At 55.7% G+C, this 15,368-nt stretch carries 15 protein-coding genes and 1 tRNA gene; 8 read left to right on the forward strand and 8 right to left on the reverse strand.

Translation table 11 applies throughout. The annotated features are described in order from the left end of the window. Nucleotides 1-10: 10 nt before the first annotated feature. From ACJ8IJ_RS07430 to ACJ8IJ_RS07450, 5 genes are all read right to left on the reverse strand, one after another. Nucleotides 11-2,506 carry a fimbria/pilus outer membrane usher protein gene (locus tag ACJ8IJ_RS07430; protein ID WP_033645453.1) on the reverse strand — a complete coding sequence of 832 codons (2,496 nt, stop codon included), beginning with the start codon at nucleotides 2,504-2,506 and terminating at the stop codon, nucleotides 11-13. 14 nt (nucleotides 2,507-2,520) lie between these two features. Further along, nucleotides 2,521-3,216 carry a fimbrial biogenesis chaperone gene (locus tag ACJ8IJ_RS07435; protein ID WP_004928081.1) on the reverse strand — a complete coding sequence of 232 codons (696 nt, stop codon included), beginning with the start codon at nucleotides 3,214-3,216 and terminating at the stop codon, nucleotides 2,521-2,523. A 54-nt stretch (nucleotides 3,217-3,270) separates the two neighbouring features. Next, entirely contained in the window at nucleotides 3,271-3,867 is a 597-nt protein-coding gene (locus tag ACJ8IJ_RS07440; RefSeq protein WP_004928085.1) for a fimbrial protein, read from the reverse strand. Between the two features lie 822 nt (nucleotides 3,868-4,689). Beyond that, entirely contained in the window at nucleotides 4,690-4,902 is a 213-nt protein-coding gene (locus ACJ8IJ_RS07445) for a hypothetical protein (RefSeq protein WP_004928089.1), read from the reverse strand. Nucleotides 4,903-5,130: 228 nt separating this feature from the next. Further along, a tRNA-Ser gene (locus tag ACJ8IJ_RS07450) sits at nucleotides 5,131-5,218 on the reverse strand. Between the two features lie 225 nt (nucleotides 5,219-5,443). Here ACJ8IJ_RS07450 and yccA point away from each other — a divergent pair. Together yccA and tusE are read left to right on the forward strand one after the other, a co-directional pair. Then, nucleotides 5,444-6,103: an FtsH protease modulator YccA gene (gene yccA / locus ACJ8IJ_RS07455; protein ID WP_004928091.1), complete on the forward strand. Its 660-nt coding sequence runs from the start codon at nucleotides 5,444-5,446 to the stop codon at nucleotides 6,101-6,103. Between the two features lie 111 nt (nucleotides 6,104-6,214). Further along, nucleotides 6,215-6,544, forward strand: coding sequence for a sulfurtransferase TusE (tusE, locus tag ACJ8IJ_RS07460; protein ID WP_442518496.1), 330 nt, complete (start codon nucleotides 6,215-6,217; stop codon nucleotides 6,542-6,544). 34 nt (nucleotides 6,545-6,578) lie between these two features. Here the strand turns inward: tusE and yccX are convergent, their stop codons facing one another. Further along, nucleotides 6,579-6,857 carry an acylphosphatase gene (gene yccX / locus ACJ8IJ_RS07465; RefSeq protein ID WP_004928098.1) on the reverse strand — a complete coding sequence of 93 codons (279 nt, stop codon included), beginning with the start codon at nucleotides 6,855-6,857 and terminating at the stop codon, nucleotides 6,579-6,581. 93 nt (nucleotides 6,858-6,950) lie between these two features. On the opposite strand from yccX, the gene rlmI reads away from it, so the two are divergent. Then, entirely contained in the window at nucleotides 6,951-8,141 is a 1,191-nt protein-coding gene (gene rlmI, locus ACJ8IJ_RS07470; protein ID WP_049187526.1) for a 23S rRNA (cytosine(1962)-C(5))-methyltransferase RlmI, read from the forward strand. A gap of 60 nt (nucleotides 8,142-8,201) precedes the next feature. After that, entirely contained in the window at nucleotides 8,202-8,519 is a 318-nt protein-coding gene (hspQ, locus tag ACJ8IJ_RS07475; protein ID WP_004928104.1) for a heat shock protein HspQ, read from the forward strand. A 60-nt stretch (nucleotides 8,520-8,579) separates the two neighbouring features. On the opposite strand, the gene ACJ8IJ_RS07480 is transcribed toward hspQ, so the two are convergent. Next, nucleotides 8,580-8,993: a CoA-binding protein gene (locus tag ACJ8IJ_RS07480; RefSeq protein ID WP_033633420.1), complete on the reverse strand. Its 414-nt coding sequence runs from the start codon at nucleotides 8,991-8,993 to the stop codon at nucleotides 8,580-8,582. A 256-nt stretch (nucleotides 8,994-9,249) separates the two neighbouring features. On the opposite strand from ACJ8IJ_RS07480, the gene ACJ8IJ_RS07485 reads away from it, so the two are divergent. Both ACJ8IJ_RS07485 and ACJ8IJ_RS07490 read left to right on the forward strand, forming a co-directional pair. Beyond that, the gene (locus tag ACJ8IJ_RS07485; RefSeq protein ID WP_004928109.1) at nucleotides 9,250-9,915 is read left to right on the forward strand and encodes a DUF2057 family protein; all 666 of its coding nucleotides are present in this window, start codon (nucleotides 9,250-9,252) and stop codon (nucleotides 9,913-9,915) included. 124 nt (nucleotides 9,916-10,039) lie between these two features. Continuing rightward, on the forward strand, nucleotides 10,040-10,498 hold the full coding sequence (locus tag ACJ8IJ_RS07490) for a methylglyoxal synthase (protein WP_004928114.1): 459 nt from the start codon (nucleotides 10,040-10,042) through the stop codon (nucleotides 10,496-10,498). A gap of 32 nt (nucleotides 10,499-10,530) precedes the next feature. On the opposite strand, the gene helD is transcribed toward ACJ8IJ_RS07490, so the two are convergent. Next, a complete protein-coding gene (gene helD, locus ACJ8IJ_RS07495) occupies nucleotides 10,531-12,585 on the reverse strand; it encodes a DNA helicase IV (RefSeq protein WP_442518497.1) in 2,055 nt (684 codons plus the stop codon). A 166-nt stretch (nucleotides 12,586-12,751) separates the two neighbouring features. On the opposite strand from helD, the gene ACJ8IJ_RS07500 reads away from it, so the two are divergent. Both ACJ8IJ_RS07500 and yccS read left to right on the forward strand, forming a co-directional pair. Further along, nucleotides 12,752-13,204, forward strand: coding sequence for a YccF domain-containing protein (locus ACJ8IJ_RS07500; protein ID WP_004928120.1), 453 nt, complete (start codon nucleotides 12,752-12,754; stop codon nucleotides 13,202-13,204). Nucleotides 13,205-13,230: 26 nt separating this feature from the next. Beyond that, nucleotides 13,231-15,366 carry a YccS family putative transporter gene (yccS, locus tag ACJ8IJ_RS07505; RefSeq protein ID WP_442518498.1) on the forward strand — a complete coding sequence of 712 codons (2,136 nt, stop codon included), beginning with the start codon at nucleotides 13,231-13,233 and terminating at the stop codon, nucleotides 15,364-15,366. The last annotated feature ends 2 nt before the right edge of the window (nucleotides 15,367-15,368 follow it).

The following is a 15,368-nucleotide window of genomic DNA, read 5'->3' on the forward strand; positions in this document are numbered from 1 at the left end:
AATTATCCTTTTATCGACATGTGTTGGCTGCGCTGTCCATCGAGATTTTCGGGCGTTCAATCTTGCAGACACCGTCATTCAGCCTGACCTCCAGCGACGTTGGCTGCTGCTCCACCCGCAGATACAGGACGCTGGCCTGCCCGACGAAGCCAATGGCATGCCCGCTTTGATCCGCCACCTCCGCACCAAATGGCAGGGGCTTATTGCCGCGCTTAAAAGCGCGCAGCGTATAAGGCCGACGCCGATCGGTTTCGAATCTCAAATAGTTGACGGCGCCGGCATAGGGCACGCTGTTGGCGATATTGCCGACAATCTCGGCGCCGGAACTGTTGCCGGTATCCGACAATGTCACGGAGTTTTGCCGGTAAGGCGTGGCGTAAGGCACCAAAGCCAGCCCTTCGTCGTTAGTGACGATGCTCTCGTCGCCGTTCACCATCAGCCCTTTGGCCTTGGGCGCGTCCACCACCATCATGGTGTTGCCCATTTCGTTGGACGCCAGCAAATGCCAAGGGATCGCCACCAGGCTGCCGCGGGCGCTCATGCCCAACTGTCGATAGTCTGATGATTCACTGTAGGAGCCGCCAACGGTCGTCGCGTTGGCGCGATAGGCGGCATTCACGCTCGCCATGCTGTTGCCGCCGCTTTGATTGCTGCCGGCAAGCGCATAACTCAGACGGTTTGATTCCAGCGCATTGCCGCTCAGGCTCAGCGAGCTTTGCTGATAGTGCGAATCGGTGGCGGATAAGCTGGTGCTGAGATAGGCATTGTTGTCGAACATCGACAACGGCACGCTCAGAGAGAGATAAAACCGCGTCTCTTCTTTGCGATCGGAATTTCTCACGCGACTCGCGGAAATGTTGTAACTGACGCGCGCGAAGGCGTTTGAATACCCGAGCTGGTATTCCCGGCTTTTATTCGTATCCGACCAATAGTCGCGCTGGGTGCCGGAGAAATAGAGCGTGCCCCACCCGTCTGCGAGCCTCTGATTCAGGTTCAAATTGAAGGTATTGCGCGGACGAGCGGCGCGAACGGCGTCCCAGGTATTCAAATCCAGCGGGGCAAGCTCATCGTCATCCCGATCGTTCCAATAATCGTGAAAGCGCTTGTCACGCTCGCGGTAGCCTTGATGGGTGTAGATGGCATCGTTGAAACTGTAATAACCTTTGGTCGAATAACGGTATGCCGCCAGCGTGAAGTTGGTTGCGGTAGCGTCCAAAAACTTGCTGTAGGCGATCCGAAAACTTTGCCCATTCTCATTGCGATCCTGCAAATGCGTCGAGGCCTGAGTCACATCGACGGATACCGCGCCGAACGGCAGATTCCAGCCACTGCCCAGCAGCCAGGCGCGATAGTCCTCGCTGAGGATCGTACCGGCGTAACCGGTGACCAGATTATTGAAGCCGTACTGCAGCGTGCCCTGCATGAAAGCGGGCGCATAGTCGGTATCCGCCTGATTGACCTTACCGGCCACCAGGCCATATTTGCTGACGCCCTGCTTCAACATGTTGGGAACGGCGGAAAACGGCACGGTAAAGGATTGTTCCCGCCCGTCGGCTTCCCTGACCACGACCAACAGATCACCCGCAGAACCGGTCGGCAATATATTGTCCAGCGTAAAGGCGCCCGGCGGCACGTTCTCCTGATAGATGAGGTTGCCGTTTTGCAATACTTTCACCAGGGCATTGCTCTGCGCCACGCCCCGTACTATCGGCGAAAAGCCCTGCTGCGAATTGGGCCGCATGTTGATATCCGAGGCTAAAGCGCCGCCCCGCACCCGAATCGAGTCGAACAAATCACCCGGCGAATAGAAATCGCCCATCGTCAGGTTCGATTTTATGGCGGCGAAGCCACGCTGCACATAGCGGGTATTATTTTGCCAATCGCTGCCTTGCCGCGAACTGCTGCGGAAATTGCTGCTGTCTCTGAATTGCCAACCCGCCAGATTGACCCCCGATTCCAAACCGGTATAGAAATCGTCGTTTGACGCCTTGTCGCCCTGCAACGACTGCACGTGGTAATAGGTGGCGTTATAGGCCAGCAGCAACGCAGGCACGCCGCGATCCCAAAATTTGGCGTCAACATAGCCGGCCTCTGCGCGAATCACTCGCGACTGGGGCACCGTCAGCTTAAGGCTCAACATCCCCACATCGAAGTCCGCCCTTCCTCCTTGCACCAACGTTTGGACGGGGATCGGCCCCTTGTCCACCCCGATGGACAAACTACTCATATCGATGCCCAACAGGGCGGCGTCACGATGGGCGATGCGAATATCGCCTTTATGTTCGCCGAACTGCAACGAGAACCGCCCTTTCCAACTCTGGTTGACATACACGTCGACCGTTTGCGTGCCTGCCGGCATGTCATTATTGAGGTAAAAACGCGACAGATCGGATTCGCTGGACGCACCGGCCAATAGAGAAGTGTCGAATTTCATCGCCGATGCTTTATTTAACGGTATGAATACAGATGCGGTCAGTATCGAAAGCAATTTTAGTTTAAGCTTCATGGCCGTTCTTCACGTTAGCGGGCTGTAATGGCTTTAGATTTATAAGCCCCCAGGTCGTCGATATAGAGCAGGGTGTAGGGGATATTCCGGCTCACGCCAACTTTGGTCGGGGCAAAGAGGCTGGAATACGGCCCGACCATCACTGAGTCGACCAACAGATTCTTTTTGCCTTTCTGATCAACATTGGCCAACGTAAAATAGTAAGGGCCTTTGTTGATAATCTTAAATCCCTTCCCCGCCGCCTGGAGTTCAATGAAGTCGGTGATGTTATTGACACTGCCGGTTAACCCTGCCGGACGATAAAATAGCTTGATGCGTGATTTGATGGCTAATTGCAGCGTATTGACGCCCTGCAAATTCTCCGGCGTAGGCGGAATATCCAGCACATTCAAATAAAATACCGACTCACGATCGCCAGGAAGCGCCGCGCTCATTTTTTGTATGCGTAATTGCTGGCCATTATTTCCGGCAACTTTCACAACCGGCGGGGATAACAAGAACGGCACGTTTGCCGTTTCAGGCGTCGAGTTTATATCACCGTCATCAATCCATGCCTGCACCAGTGCCGGATCGTCACCATTGTTGACTAACTGAACGATAACATCCTTGTTTTTTTCCGGATAAATAACGCGCGTTCCATTAATTACAATATTGGCATCGGCGCAAAAGCTGCTGAGAAACAATCCAGCAAAGATTAAGCACTGTTTCATAGTCACCCCAGAAGCCAGGCCTTTGCCTTGGGCGTAGGCCTGGCTTAATTGCAATTACAGGTAAGAAATGGTGTAAGTCACGTTGGAACTCAATTCCCCCACTTTTGCTTCCAACGCATTGGTCTTGTAGTAATAGGCGTCCAGCGTCAGCGTTTCGGCATCCGGCGCCGTTTTATCGCCTTTGATCTTGGTGACATAAGGCACGTTCAATGGAATCGGCGTAGATGAACCCGGCTCAGCCAGAGAAAAACCGACGTTTTTCGCTACGGCGGCGTCGCTTTCATTCACGGAGTTGTTCAGCAGATATTTCCCGTCGGTAGAGATATTATTCGCCGAAGAGAAGTAGATCTTCAGCGGCGTACCGGCCGTTCCCGCCGCCGGCGTGCAGCCGGAGAACGTCAGCGAGAAAGATTTCTTGTTTTTGGTGATGGGGCCGACCACGGTGCCCGCATCAGTCACGGAAATCGGGCTGAGCGCAACGGTAAAATCGGCGCTTTTCCCGCCATTGATGGTACAAGTGGTATCCGTAACGGCACCGCTAAACGAAATAACGCCACCGGCGGAATTATCTGCCGCCGTTGCGCCCACAGATGTTAACGCGGCAGCCAATACCGCCAAAGAGATGCCTTGCTTAATCATAATAAACCCCATTACTTTCTTCGCTGAGAGTGCATATATAAAATGACCTACACCATTAAACCGTTTAGAGGCTAACGAAGCTTAGGCAATAGCAGAGTATTGACAGCATCCTGCCATCTAAAAGTTTATATGCGACGGTATATATTTATATATATCCAAGTGTATTCTAAAAGATATCCGGCATGGGAAAAATCTCATTCACCGCCAGATGCAGAACATATTAATTCCAAAGACAAAAAAATTGCAACATCGAATCAAATAATTTTCATGACAATAAAAAAAATGAATCGAGCAATGGCCGGAAGGATGTGCGCCTTAAAAGAGTGAGTGCGACAGGCTGCTTACTGCGCGGGTTCAATGAGCGCCGCCATTTCCTCATAAAAGCGCTTGCGGCATAAAAAACAAAAAAACCATTGATATAAAAAGAAAAAACACACACAAAGAAAAATCTTAGATTCCTTAACCCCCTTCCTCCCCTCACGTAAGATTTACTTCCCCCCCTACCTTAAAAATTATCCGACCTACCGCTATAGGAGTAGCCCGAGAATGCGACACTATCTGCACATGAATATTCAGATACACAAGAAACAGCGTCCGAATTTCCTTCACTCAGTCGATAAGGATGAATTTTTCAGAGAAAAATATATCTTTCCCTATCAATATAAAACCCACCTTTAAAGTATATTAAAAAATATACTGAAGGATAATTCATTTAAATAAATCGCTACAGGGGTCAAACAAGATGGGGGAAAAGGGATGCATCGCGAGTAACGGCGGGAATAAAAAACCCGAGCGCCACAGGCTCGGGTTGATAGCAACACAGACATTCGACGATCAGAGCGGCTTTTCAGTCCGTACGATGCCGTGATTCTTCATCACCTCTTCCATCGTAAGGCTATCGTCATACGGCGTCTCGTCGACCACGACGTCTTTCGGACGCTCATAGGGTTTGGTCGCACGTTTGAACATCCACCACCATACGAACACCAGGAAAGCGCCGGACTTGAGAAAAATCATGGTCCATAAGGCGACTTGATACCAGTTCATCTCTGTCTCCATAAGAGCATTAAGCGAAATTGATAAGGCGGCGTTGCTTGTCGCAACGGTAACGCCTGGCAACTGCAGGCATCCGAGCGGCCGGCCTTGATAGGTGCATAATCTCACCGACGCATGGCCCTTATCAATAGCCGATCGCGTTTCCTGCAGAAGCGCCCCGGTTTATCCGCACGCAAAAGCAAAAAACCCCGTGCTCAGAGAGCACGGGGTCAGAATGTATGGCGGAGGAGCAGAGATTCGAACTCTGGAACGGTTTCCCGTCGACGGTTTTCAAGACCGTTGCCTTCAGCCACTCGGCCACCCCTCCGCAACGACGCGCACTATAAACAGACCTTATTCGCTTGTAAAGCCCGAACGCGTTCAACCGCGCGAAAAATCGCCGCAGGCAAAGCAAGCGGCGATCAAACGAACACCCACCCCGCTGTTGCCATAATGATAACTAAGGGTAAAGATTGGTAAACAAACTTTAATCAAGCCCTTGCGCTGCCTATCATCGGGATTATTTTGTGATGGCCTGATAAGAGAGAGCATTATGGACCGCATTGTCGTCTCATCTTCTTCGCGCGACTCGCTGCTCAGCACGCATAAAGTCCTGCGCAACACCTATTTCCTGTTATCCCTGACCCTGGCTTTCTCAGCCCTGACCGCGACCGCCAGTACAATGTTGGGTCTGCCTGCACCAGGCTTGCTGCTGATGCTGGTCGGTTTCTACGGCCTGATGTTCCTGACCCATAAACTGGCCAACAGCCCGGCGGGCATTCTGGCGGCTTTCGCGCTGACCGGTTTCATGGGATACGCCCTCGGCCCGATCCTCAGTTCGTTCCTGAACGCCGGCGCGGGCGATCTGATCATGCTGGCGCTGGGCGGCACCGCCGCAGTGTTCTTCTGCTGCTCGGCGTATGTGCTGACCACCCGTAAAGACATGTCGTTCCTGTCCGGCATGATGATGGCCGGTTTTGTGGTGCTGCTGGTGGCGGTGATCGCCAACCTGTTCCTGCAGATCCCTGCTCTGCACCTGGCTATCAGCGCGCTGTTCATCCTGTTCTCCGCCGGCGCGATCCTGTGGGAAACCAGCAACATCATTCACGGCGGCGAGACCAACTACATTCGCGCCACCGTTAGCCTGTACGTGTCGCTCTACAACATGTTCATCAGCCTGTTGAGCATTCTGGGCTTCGCCCGCAGCAACTGATCGCGCGTTACGCATGCCTTCCTGGCCCCGCTCCGGCGGGGCTTTGTTTTTGGCGGCCGAAAAAATTTGCTAAACTGGCGGCCGTTCCGAATTATCCGTTATCGAGGCAGTATGTTGGAGTTTGAAGGTCAGGTTATCGACACTGACGCGCAGGGCTATCTGAAAAACAGCGCCGACTGGCATGAGAGCCTGGCGCCGCTGCTGGCCGCGCAGGAAGAGATCGTGCTCACCGAAGCACACTGGGAAGTGGTGAGCTTCGTGCGCGACTTCTATCAGGAATTCAATACGTCGCCGGCTATTCGCATGCTGGTCAAAGCCATGGCGCAGAAATACGGCGAAGAAAAAGGCAACAGCCGCTATCTGTATCGCCTGTTTCCGAAAGGGCCGGCCAAACAAGCCACCAAAATCGCCGGCTTGCCGAAACCGGTGAAATGCATCTGACCGCGCCGCCCGCAGCGCCGCTGCAGGCGAGCATTCAATAGCGAATGCCAAACCCGGCGTAATCGGCCACCCCCTGCGGTTCCACCAGCACGCGTTCAACGCGCGCGCTGCGCGGGCCGCCCTGTTTCAGCCACTCCACCAGCTTATCCACCTGCGCCTGTGTGCCGCAGGCCACCACCTGAACGCTGCCGTCATCGAGATTGCGCGCATAGCCGGTCACCCCCAACGCCTCGGCCTGCCGCTGAGTGGAATAGCGGAACCCTACCCCCTGCACCACGCCATACACATACGCAGCAATGCAAACTTGTGTCATAATCGCCCCCTTAATTCAGTTTTCATTATGGCATTGCCGTGCCTTTGCACCGCCGTGTCACTCTTTCTATCCTAGCTGGCAGCATTATTAATTATGACCGTACGCCTGTTTCTCGCCAAAGGACGTGAAAAGTCCTTACTCCGTCGCCACCCTTGGGTGTTCTCCGGCGCCGTTCAACGTGTTGAGGGTAAAGCCCTCTCCGGTGAAACCATCGATATCCTCGACAGCCAGGGCAAGTGGCTGGCGCGCGGCGCCTATTCGCCCGAGTCGCAGATCCGCGCACGCGTCTGGACTTTCCAGCAGGATGAAGACATTAACATCGATTTCTTCATTCGCCGCCTGCAGCAAGCGCAAAGCTGGCGTGATTGGGTCGCGCAGCGTGATGGCCTGGACGGGTACCGCCTGATCGCCGGCGAGTCCGACGGCCTGCCGGGCATCACTATCGATCGCTTCCAGAATTTCCTGGTGCTGCAGCTGCTGTCCGCCGGTGCCGAATACCAGCGCCCGGCCCTGCTTTCCGCCCTGCAGCATTGCTACCCGGAATGTTCGATCTACGATCGTTCCGACGTTGCGGTACGCAAAAAAGAAGGCCTGCCGCTGGCGCAGGGCCCGGTGCAGGGCGATCTGCCGCCGGAACTGCTGCCTATTACCGAGCACGGCATGAAGCTGCTGGTGGACATTCAGCAAGGGCACAAGACCGGTTTCTACCTCGACCAACGCGACAGCCGCCTGGCGGCGCGGAACTACTCTGCCGGCCGCCGAGTGCTGAACTGCTTCTCCTACACCGGCGCCTTCGCCGTTTCCGCTCTGATGGGCGGCTGCGCGCAGGTGATCAGCGTGGATACCTCGCAGGCGGCGCTGGACATCGCCAAACAGAACGTCGAACTCAACAAGCTGGATCTGAACAAGGCGGAGTTCGTTCGCGATGACGTGTTCCAGTTGCTGCGCAACTACCGCGCTCAAGGCGAAAAATTCGATCTGATCATCATGGATCCGCCTAAGTTCGTCGAGAACAAGAATCAGCTGGCCAGCGCCTGCCGCGGCTACAAAGACATCAACATGCTGGCGCTGCAGTTGCTGAATCCAGGCGGCATTCTGCTCAGCTTCTCCTGCTCCGGCCTGATGCCGACCGACCTGTTCCAGAAAATTTTGGCCGATGCCGCTGTAGATGCCGGACGTGATGTACAATTTATAGAGCAGTTCCGCCAGGCTGCCGATCACCCGGTGATCGCCACGTATCCTGAAGGGCTGTATCTGAAAGGCTTCGCTTGTCGGGTGATGTAACTTGAAATGCGCTGCCTTGCCCCCATATATGAGCAAGGCATTGTTTCTCAGGAGGTCATCATGATTGCCAGCAAATTCGGTATCGGACAACAGGTTAGGCATAAACTGCTGGGGTATTTGGGGGTCGTTATCGATATCGACCCGGAATACTCTTTAGAACAACCCAAAGCTGACGAGATAGCGGCGAACGACGAATTGCGTTCCGCCCCTTGGTACCACGTGGTGATGGAAGACGAGGAAGGCCAACCGGTGCACACCTATCTGGCGGAAGCGCAGCTGGACGGTGAGCCCCAGGAAGCGCATCCCGAGCAACCATCGCTGGATGAACTGGCGGAATCCATCCGTCACCAGTTACAGGCGCCACGTTTGCGCAATTGACCGCGCCAAGACCTGAGAAACCCCGAGAGGGCCCGGCATCGCGCCAGGCCCTTTTTTTATTTAGCGCTCCAGCCCTAAACGCGGGATCTCTATTTTTGGGCAGCGATCCATCACCACGCGCAGCCCAGCCTGTTGCGCCAGCGCTGCCGCCTGATCGTTGATCACCCCTATCTGCAACCACAGCGCCCTGGCGCCGATCGCTATCGCCTCTTGCGCCACGCCGTAAGCCGCCTCCGAATTGCGAAACACGTCAACCATATCCACCGGCTGTGGGATAGCGGCCAGCGTAGGGTAAACCTGCTGCCCCAGCAGCGTCTGCCCCGCCAGTTTTGGGCTGACCGGGATCACCTGATACCCTTGTGCCAACAGATATGCCATCACACCATAGCTGGGCCGCGACGGGTTATCGCTGGCGCCGACCAGCGCGATGGTTTTCACCTGCTGCAACAGCTCAACAATCTCTTGATCTTGCATCTTCAACTCCCGTTTATCACTGCGTCACTTTCCATTTCGAGTGTAACCGATCGGCATTCGCTCGGTTAAACGCTAATGCGAAGGAAACTTCACCGCAATCTTATGGTCAGAGGCTGTCGCGGTTCAGCTGCGCACGGTCGTGTCTAATCGCGATAAAATATGTAAAAATGTAAACAAAATACCCGATTGAAAAATTTTGACACAACCTATGCCGTGTTCAACACTTAGAGCTACGTCACTTTATAAGGAGATAATGATGAAATTTGGTCTGGTGGTTGCGGCGTTGCTCAGCATCAGTATGCCTGCCGCGGCTACGACCCTGAAACTCTCCCCGGACATCGACCTGCTGGTGGTCGACGGCAAGAAAATGACAGGTTCGTTGTTAAAAGGTGCCGACAGCCTTGAACTGGATGGCGGGCAGCACCAGTTGCTGTTTAAAGTGACCAAAACCGTACGTTCCGGCCAGCATACACAGGCCTATACCTCCCTGCCGCTGGTTGCCAGCTTCAATACGCAAAAGATCAGCCAAGTGGCGATCGAACTGCCGCGCATCGAGAACGATCGTGATGCGCAACGCTTTGACAGAACGTTAAATTATCTGGTGGTCGATAAAGACGGCAACGCCTTGCCATTCCGGCATGATGCGCTGCATCCCGACAGCGTCACCTTCAATACCGATTTGGAAAAGGTGATGACCGATTACAACCGCCAGAACCGCCCAGCCTCCGTTCCGACCTTTGTGCAGGCGAACGCAGGCAATCCCTCAACCCCCGCGTTGGCCGGCGCACCGCTGAATGCCCCGACGGTGACGTTGAAAGGTGAAAACGTGTCGGAACAGATGTTGCAATACTGGTTCCAACAGGCCGACAAGGAAACACAAAAGCGCTTCCTGCGCTGGGCCAATAAACAACCGATTCGCTGATCCCTCCCGGCGTCTTTCCCCGCAAAGGCGCCTTTTCTTCGCATTTTCAGGCGCAAACGCTAGGCAGTGAAAAACAGTTTCAGTAATCTGTCGCACATCCCCCCGATTAGCGAAGGACACCGAGATGGAATTGACTACCCGCACTATCGCCGCGCGCAAACACATTGCGCTGGTGGCGCACGATCACCGCAAACAGGCCCTGTTGGAGTGGGTAGAAAGCCACAAGACTATTCTGTCGCAGCATCAGCTGTACGCCACCGGTACGACCGGCAACCTGATACAGCGCGCCAGCGGCATTCCCGTCACCAGCATGCTGAGTGGCCCGATGGGCGGCGATCAGCAGGTTGGCGCACTGATTGCGGAAGGCAAGATAGACATGCTGATCTTCTTCTGGGATCCGTTGAACGCGGTGCCGCACGATCCGGACGTGAAGGCGCTGCTACGGCTGGCGACCGTATGGAATATTCCGGTGGCCACCAACCGCTCGACCGCGGACTTTCTGATCGACTCTCCGCTGTTCAAAAGCGAGGTGGAGATCGCTATCCCCGACTATCAGCGCTACCTGCAAGACCGCCTAAAGTAGTCCTCACGGCCTGGCTGCCGCCAGGCCCGAGCTTACGGTTTTTTCTGCACCGGTACGCCAAGCTCCTGCAGGTGTTCAACGAATACCGAAGGGTGCTCACGATCCTGCAACAGCCATACCTGATGTTTAGCGCGAGTTAACGCGACATACAGCAGACGGCGTTCTTCGGCATCCGGGAAATCCTCCGGCCGCGGCAGTAGCACCTCTTCCAACACCGACTCGCGCGCCACGGCGGGGAAACCGTCACGCCCCTCATGCAAACCGGCGATGATGACGTATTCCGCCTGCTGCCCCTTGCTGGCGTGGATGGTCATAAACTCCAGATTCAGTTTAGGCCAGCGGGTGGCCGCTTTCGCCAACGCTTCCGGTTTCAGATGATGGTAACGCGCCAGCACCAGGATGCGTTCATCCGGCTTGGCGTAGCCGCTCAGCTTGTCCAGTAAGGGTTCCAACTGCTCGTGCGGCAGGATCGCCACCGACTTTTTATTGCCCTTGCTCAGGCTGTTGAGCGGTTTTTTCAGCTGGTGCGGATTCTGCTGCACGAACCGGTTGGCCACCTCGCCGATACGTTCGTTGAAGCGATAAGTCGTGTCCAGCGCGCACTGCGCCCCTTCGCCGAAGTGGGTGGCAAAAGCCGTGGTTAACGTCAACTCTGCGCCACTGAAGCGATAAATCGCCTGCCAGTCATCCCCCACCGCAAACAGGCTGGTCTGCTTGTTCTGTCGGCGCAATGCCGCCAGCAATAACGCACGCTGCGGTGAGATATCCTGAAATTCGTCGACCAGAATATGTTTCCACGGGCTGACGAAGCGCCCCTTGTCGAGAATGTTGACTGCCTGATGGATCAGGCCGGAGAAGTCCACCGCCCCTTCCTCTTTCAAGGTGCTTTTCCAGGCTTTCAGCAGCGGCGCCATCAGCCGGATGCGTTTCGAAAACAGATCGCGGATGTCTTCATCCGCCTGCTCAATCATTTCCGCCTGGCTGCCGCCGTGCATGCGCATCAACCCCAGCCATCGCTCGAGCCGGCCCGCCAGCCGATCCGCGAGGCGTTTATCCTGCCAGAAGTCGCCTTCCGGCACTTCCCATTCCAGCTCCTCAGTCAACCATTGACGCCACCCCTTGGCCTGGGCTTTCTTCTCCGCGCACTGTTGGCGCCAATGGGTAATCAGCAGCGCTTTGCGCGCTTTGGCATCGGTTTCCAACCGGCTGATGGCCGGCGCTTTGCGGCTGCCTTGTTGAATGATTTGCAGCGCCAAGGCATGGAAGGTCTTGGCCTGAATACCGACATCGCCCAAACGTTCTTTGATGCGGTCGTTCATCTCGCCGGCGGCCTGGCGGCCGAACGCCAACAGCAAGATTTGCCCCGGCTCCGCCTCCTGACGGCGCAGCAGCCAGCCGGCGCGCGCCACCAGCACCGACGTTTTGCCGCTGCCGGCGCCGGCCAACACCAGCACGGAATCCTCGCCATTGACCACCGCCCGGCTCTGGGCGTCGTTGAGCGGCGAGCTCTCGACGGTCTGGAAGAAGTCGTGATGTTGCTCCAGCATGCGATCGGTCCACTGCCGGTTGCGTTGTTCAACGCTGCGTTGCCCCTGCTGCAGCCATTGCAGACACAGATGGTAATCGGCCCGGCAGTTATCGAATTCATCCAGGCGCGCTACCGGCATCGGCAGCGCGGAGAAAGCGTCACGAATTTGCTGCTGCAGCTTGCCCAGCTCAGACTTTTTGAACCATTTATCTTGCTGCTCAATGCGCTGAATCTGCGCCACCTGCTGTTGCAGCACGCCGGCGCTGACCTCACTCATTTCGGCGCTCCAGTGCTGCCACGCCTGCTGCAGATAGTGATAAAAACGCTGCGTTTCCTGCCATTCGGTGCCGTGCAGCCGCACCACTTTTTCGTCCGGCAATTCAAATTCCAGCTCGCCCCAGACGATGCCGCGCTTGCACCTGACCTGAATCAGTTGATTGAAGGGGATAAGGTATTCATGTTTTTCCCCGCTCACCTCAACGCCGGCGTGCAGCAACCGCACGCGGTTATAAGGGTGCTGAGCCAGGTGTTTCCCCAGCGATGTCGCTTTAAGTTCCATATCGTCGCGCCATGACTATGTTGAGAGTAAATAACGGATATCTGCCAGTTTACCTGCGATAAGCAGTGGCACTCTAGCGCTAAAAAAAGGGTAGAATAGATTTTGCGTTTTTATCGTGAATACGCCCGCATCGCGGTTTGGCTATCATTAGAGCAGAATGACGTCTATGCGTACTGTACTGAATATTCTTAATTTTGTGTTGGGCGGTTTCTTCACCACGCTAGGCTGGCTCATTGCGACAGTGTTCAGCGTGCTGCTGGTCATCACGCTGCCGCTTACCCGCTCCTGCTGGGAAATCACCAAGCTTTCGCTGGTGCCGTTCGGCAACGAGGCGATACATGTCGATGAACTGTACCCGGAGAAAAGCAATGCGCTGCTCTCCGCCGGCGGCTCACTGCTCAACATTATCTGGCTGGTGCTGTTCGGCTGGTGGCTGTGCCTGTCACACATCGCCGCCGGTATTGTGCAATGCGTTTCAATCATCGGCATTCCGGTCGGTATCGCCAATTTCAAAATAGCCGCCATCGCGCTGTGGCCGGTGGGGCGCCGCGTCGTCTCGGTAGAAATGGCTCAGCAAGCGCGTATTGAGAATGCTCGCCGCCACTATCATCAGCGTTAATTTTTTCTCCGTTTGAGGAGTTTTTTGTGCTCTCTTTTGCACCCGCAGTACGTCGTTATACCTACAACAGCAATCTGCTGTACCACCTGCGCATTCTTATTGCGCTGATCGGCACCACCGCCGTTCCCTGGTGGCTGGGCATTCCCAAGCTGACTATCCCGCTGACGCTGGGCGTGGTGGCAGCGGCACTGACCGATTTGGACGACCGCCTGGCCGGCAGGTTACGCAACTTGCTGATCACGCTGGTGTGCTTCTTTGTCGCCTCCGCTTCAATCGAACTGCTGTTTCCCTATCCCTGGTTGTTCGCCCTTGGCTTAACCACCTCAACCTGCGGTTTTATCCTGCTGGGCGCCTTAGGGCAACGTTACGCCACCATCGCCTTCGGCGCGCTGCTGATCGCGGTTTACACCATGCTCGGCACCGCCATGTACGATGCCTGGTATCAGCAACCGCTGCTGCTGGTGATCGGCGCGCTGTGGTATAACCTGCTGACGCTGGCGGGCCACCTGCTGTTCCCTATCCGGCCGCTGCAAGAGAACCTGGCGCGCTGCTACGAGCAGCTGGCCAACTATCTGGATGCCAAGGCCAACCTGTTCGATCCCGACGCCGAACGCGACGCCGATCTGCCATGGATGGATGTCGCGATGGCCAACAGCGCGTTGGTCGCGTTGCTGAACCAGACCAAAGCCTCGCTGCTGACGCGCCTGAAAGGCGATCGCGGCCAACGCGGCACCCGCCGCACCTTGCACTACTATTTTGTCGCGCAGGATATCCACGAACGCGCCAGCTCTTCCCATGTTCAGTACCACGCACTCAGCCGGCAATTCCGTCACAGCGATATTTTATTCCGCTTCCAGCGTTTGCTGAGCATGCAGGCGCGCGCCTGCCGCCAGCTGGCACAATCGATCCTGCTGCGGCAAAAATATCAGCACAACCCGCGTTTTGAGCCAGCCTTCAGCCGCATTCAGGAGGCCTTGGCACGCATAGCCGAAACCCAGGGCAATTCAGAGCAAACCAAAGCGCTGGCGCACCTGCTGAAAAACCTGCATGCGATCGATGCGCAGTTGGCCAATATCGAGTCAGAGCAAACGCTGGCCAGCGGGCAGGCGGAAGAGAACAGCCTGGCCGACGATCGCTTAACCGGCTGGAGCGACATCCGACTGCGCATCAGCCGCCATTTGACGCCGCAGTCGGCCCTGTTCCGACATGCGATCCGCATGTCGGTAGTGCTTTGCGTGGGTTACGCCTTCATCCAGTTCACCGGCATGCAACACGGTTACTGGATCCTGTTGACCAGCCTGTTCGTCTGTCAACCGAACTACAACGCGACCCGCCGGCGCCTGGCGCTGCGCATCATCGGCACTCTGGCCGGTATCCTGATCGGCCTGCCAATCCTCTATTTCGTGCCTTCCGTAGAAGGACAACTGGTGTTGATCGTCATCACCGGTGTCCTGTTCTTCGCTTTTCGCACCGTACAGTATGCCCATGCAACGATGTTCATCACGCTGCTTGTGTTGCTGTGCTTTAACCTGTTGGGTGAAGGTTTCGAAGTAGCAGCCCCGCGCGTTTACGATACCTTGTTGGGTTGCGCCATCGCCTGGGCGGCGGTCAGCTTTATCTGGCCGGACTGGAAGTTCCGCCAACTGCCGGCGATAGTGGATAAAACGCTGAATGCCAACTGTCGCTATCTGGACGCCATTCTGGTGCAATATCATCAGGGTAAGGATAACGGGCTCGCTTACCGCATCGCGCGGCGAGATGCCCACAACAGCGATGCAGAACTGGCTTCGGTCATCTCCAACATGTCCGCCGATCCCAAGGCCGACAAGGCGTTGCAAGAAGCCGCCTTCCGTCTGCTCTGCCTGAACCACACTCTCCTGAGTTATATCTCGGCGTTGGGGGCGCACCGCGAGCGGTTGAATACCCCTGCCACACTCGATCTGCTCAATGATGCCGTGTGTTACGTGGACGGCGCCTTGCATCAGGAAGAACGGAACAGCCAGCGCATTGCGCAAGCGCTGGAACAGCTGGCGAAGCGTATTCGCAAAGCCGTTCCAGAACCTGAAAGCAAAGAACAGTTGGTCTTGCAGCAGGTGGGGCTAATGCTCGAGCTGCTGCCGGAACTCACCGCACTCCATACCCAAATCAATAAGGCAACCTAATT

The sequence above is a fragment of the Serratia sp. CY40230 genome, from assembly GCF_052168835.1.
GTDB lineage: Bacteria > Pseudomonadota > Gammaproteobacteria > Enterobacterales > Enterobacteriaceae > Serratia > Serratia nematodiphila.

Bases quoted from the DNA above. Each gene is read 5' to 3' on its own strand.
- ACJ8IJ_RS07430 (WP_033645453.1), bottom strand. From the start codon at position 2,506: ATGAAGCTTAAACTAAAATTGCTTTCGATACTGACCGCATCTGTATTC.
- ACJ8IJ_RS07435 (WP_004928081.1), bottom strand. From the start codon at position 3,216: ATGAAACAGTGCTTAATCTTTGCTGGATTGTTTCTCAGCAGCTTTTGC.
- ACJ8IJ_RS07440 (WP_004928085.1), bottom strand. From the start codon at position 3,867: ATGGGGTTTATTATGATTAAGCAAGGCATCTCTTTGGCGGTATTGGCT.
- ACJ8IJ_RS07445 (WP_004928089.1), bottom strand. From the start codon at position 4,902: ATGAACTGGTATCAAGTCGCCTTATGGACCATGATTTTTCTCAAGTCC.
- yccA (WP_004928091.1), top strand. From the start codon at position 5,444: ATGGACCGCATTGTCGTCTCATCTTCTTCGCGCGACTCGCTGCTCAGC.
- tusE (WP_442518496.1), top strand. From the start codon at position 6,215: ATGTTGGAGTTTGAAGGTCAGGTTATCGACACTGACGCGCAGGGCTAT.
- yccX (WP_004928098.1), bottom strand. From the start codon at position 6,857: ATGACACAAGTTTGCATTGCTGCGTATGTGTATGGCGTGGTGCAGGGG.
- rlmI (WP_049187526.1), top strand. From the start codon at position 6,951: ATGACCGTACGCCTGTTTCTCGCCAAAGGACGTGAAAAGTCCTTACTC.
- hspQ (WP_004928104.1), top strand. From the start codon at position 8,202: ATGATTGCCAGCAAATTCGGTATCGGACAACAGGTTAGGCATAAACTG.
- ACJ8IJ_RS07480 (WP_033633420.1), bottom strand. From the start codon at position 8,993: ATGCAAGATCAAGAGATTGTTGAGCTGTTGCAGCAGGTGAAAACCATC.
- ACJ8IJ_RS07485 (WP_004928109.1), top strand. From the start codon at position 9,250: ATGAAATTTGGTCTGGTGGTTGCGGCGTTGCTCAGCATCAGTATGCCT.
- ACJ8IJ_RS07490 (WP_004928114.1), top strand. From the start codon at position 10,040: ATGGAATTGACTACCCGCACTATCGCCGCGCGCAAACACATTGCGCTG.
- helD (WP_442518497.1), bottom strand. From the start codon at position 12,585: ATGGAACTTAAAGCGACATCGCTGGGGAAACACCTGGCTCAGCACCCT.
- ACJ8IJ_RS07500 (WP_004928120.1), top strand. From the start codon at position 12,752: ATGCGTACTGTACTGAATATTCTTAATTTTGTGTTGGGCGGTTTCTTC.